General features: G+C 70.0%; 2 protein-coding genes and 1 pseudogene. 2 read left to right on the top strand and 1 reads right to left on the bottom strand.

Translation table 11 applies throughout. The annotated features are described in order from the left end of the window. Positions 1–181 precede the first annotated feature (181 nt). Positions 182–547: pseudogene (locus ABH927_RS34120) on the top strand (protein kinase domain-containing protein); the annotation flags it as partial. Between the two features lie 45 nt (positions 548–592). Here ABH927_RS34120 and ABH927_RS34115 read toward each other — a convergent pair. Further along, positions 593–1414 (bottom strand): helix-turn-helix domain-containing protein, encoded by an 822-nt coding sequence (locus tag ABH927_RS34115; protein ID WP_370028618.1) that lies wholly within the window; start codon positions 1412–1414, stop codon positions 593–595. Between the two features lie 160 nt (positions 1415–1574). Between ABH927_RS34115 and ABH927_RS34110 the strand changes: the two genes are divergently transcribed. After that, entirely contained in the window at positions 1575–2300 is a 726-nt protein-coding gene (locus ABH927_RS34110; RefSeq protein WP_370028616.1) for an alpha/beta fold hydrolase, read from the top strand. Positions 2301–2450 lie beyond the last annotated feature (150 nt).

Raw genomic sequence — 2450 nt, 5'->3', positions numbered from 1 at the left:
TCGCCTTGCTCGACACAAGTTGATCTACCAGAAGTCCCGTTCGCGTCCTCAAGGCCCTTGACTCAGCCGCAGACAGCCAAACGCAACGGCGTTGTACTCGATCTCGTTCGACGCGAACGTGCTCAGCGCGGTATGGCTGGGCGACCTGCGGTTCTTCCTCGGCGCGGAGGGCCGCAGCGCGATGGTGCGGCGGGAGGACTGGATCGAGTTGCCGAGTCCCCAATATCTTGTGGCCCAGGGCGGCGAGGGCATCGCCGCAGGTTCCGACCGTACTGGCATGCGGGTCATGCCGCTGGCCGATTACTCGGCCGAGGACATGGCCGCCGTCCTCAGCCACGACGGACCGCTGCGAGAGTTGATCACGGCGATCTGCGAAGGCCTACGGGAGCCGCACCAGTCCGGGTGGATCCACCGCGACCTGAAACCGGCTAACATCCTGTGGCTCGACGGGCGCTGGGTCATCGCGGACTGGGGCCTGGGCCGCCGTCCTCGCGGGCAGACCACCGCGCCGGGACGCACGCAGGTTGGCGAACTCTACGGCAGCCTGGGCTACGCCGCCCAGAGCACACCTCGGCAATCTCCTCGGGCGGGGTCACGTCCGCATGACGGACGCGAGGAGCGCCAGCTTGTCGGCACTGTCGGTGCCGGGGTCCGGGTGGAGGACGACGAGCGTCTGGCCTGTCGCGCCGCTGACGCCCAGTCTCTCCCGGTTCAGGCAGAGGCCACCGACCTGAGGATGGTCAATGTGCTTGGGTGTGCCTTCGCACGTGTTCACGTCGTGGCGGGCCCAGAGCCTGCTGAAGCGAGGGCTGGCGAGGGAGAGCTCGCCGACGAGTTCGATGAATCGGGGGTCGTCCGTGTCGGTGCCGACTGACTCGCGGAAGCCGGCGACCATGCCATGCGCGGCATCCTCCCAGTCCGGGTAGAGGGCCTGCTCGGCGGGCTCGAGGAACACGTCCCGCAGGCGGTTGCCCCCCGCCACTAGTCGCGGCGACAGAGCGGTCGCCAGCGCGTTGGCGGCGAGGACGTCGAAGTAGCGGCCCTCCACATACGCGGGGAGCGGAAGCATGGCGACGAGCTTGGCGACGCCCCGAGGGACGGCCTCTTTCCGGGGCCGCCGCCGTCGCCGCCGGGATTTCTCCGCCCTGAGGCGTAGCAGGTAGGCCGTTGCGTCGTCGTCGAGCTGCAGCACGCGGGCGAGGGACTCGAGGACCTGCGTGGAGGGGTTGCGGTCGCGGCCCTGCTCCAGGCGCAGGTAGTAGTCGGCGCTGATGCCCGCGAGCATCGCGACCTCCTCCCGGCGCAGGCCCGGCACGCGCCGTACGCCCAGGGAGGGGATGCCGGCCTGTTCAGGAGTGACGAGCTCCCGGCGGGCGCGTACGTAATCGCCCAGAAGGTTGAATTCGTCGCTCATGTCCCCACTGTAATTCGCGCACCTACATGCCTGCCTGGTCCTGTCACCCCCAGGAGCGCGGGGGCTCTGGCTCCGTCAGCGGGTGAGCGGAAGCCTCACTTCCGGGACGAACACCGGCGAAATCGGCCGGTGGTCCCTTCCGCGAGCAAGGAGCTACACCATGTCAACATATTTGCTGGCACACGGGGCCTGGCACAGCGGGCAATGCTGGGAGCGGGTGGTCCCGTTGCTGGCAACGGCCGGGCATCGGGTGGTCGCGCCGTCGCTGACCGGCTTCGGCGACAAGGCGCATCTGCTCGGCCCCGAGGTAGGGCTGGACACGCACGTCGACGACATCGTCAGGCTGATCACCGAGGAGGACCTCACCGACGTGATCCTGGTGGGCCACAGCTACGCCGGGCTGGTCATCTCGTCCGCCGCCAACCGAATCCCGGATCGGATCGCCCATCTGGTCTATCTCGACGCGATGGTCCCGGAGGACGGCGAGAGCGCGGTGGATGTGCATCCCGTGACCCAGGCCCTCATCGACCGCGCCGCGGAGTCCGAGATCGGCTGGCGGATCCCGCCGATGCCCGAGTTGCCGCCGCCCCTCGGTCTGTTCGGGGTCACCGACCCGGCGGACGTGGCGTGGCTGCGGGGGATGTTGTCGGATCAGCCGGTGCTCTGTTTCGGGCAACCGGTCCGGCTGGACAACCCGGTCGTGCGCACGATTCCGCGGACGCACATTCACTGCGTCGCCGGCGTACCGGAGGGCATCAAGCGGCGGCCCGTCCCAGCGATACAGCCCAACGGCAGCCCGGCACAGGTGTGGGAACTGGAGACGGGCCACGACTGCATGATCACCATGCCTGCCGAGCTCACCGAACTGCTGCTCAAGCTCGGCTGACCCGCCCACCCGAGCCGCGGGGGGGGGTGCGGCCCCCCCCCCGCGCGGGGGGGGGGCCCCCCCCGGGCCGGTGGGTTGGGCCGCGGGGCGGGGGGGGCCCCGGGGGGGCCCGGTAGCCCCCCCGGGGGCAGAGGGGGGGGGGGATCCAAC

This window comes from Planotetraspora sp. GP83, from assembly GCF_041262585.1.
Lineage (GTDB): Bacteria > Actinomycetota > Actinomycetes > Streptosporangiales > Streptosporangiaceae > JAOEGB01.
Note: the sequence above shows the minus strand (reverse complement) of the source record. Positions and strands in the feature narration are given on the sequence as shown.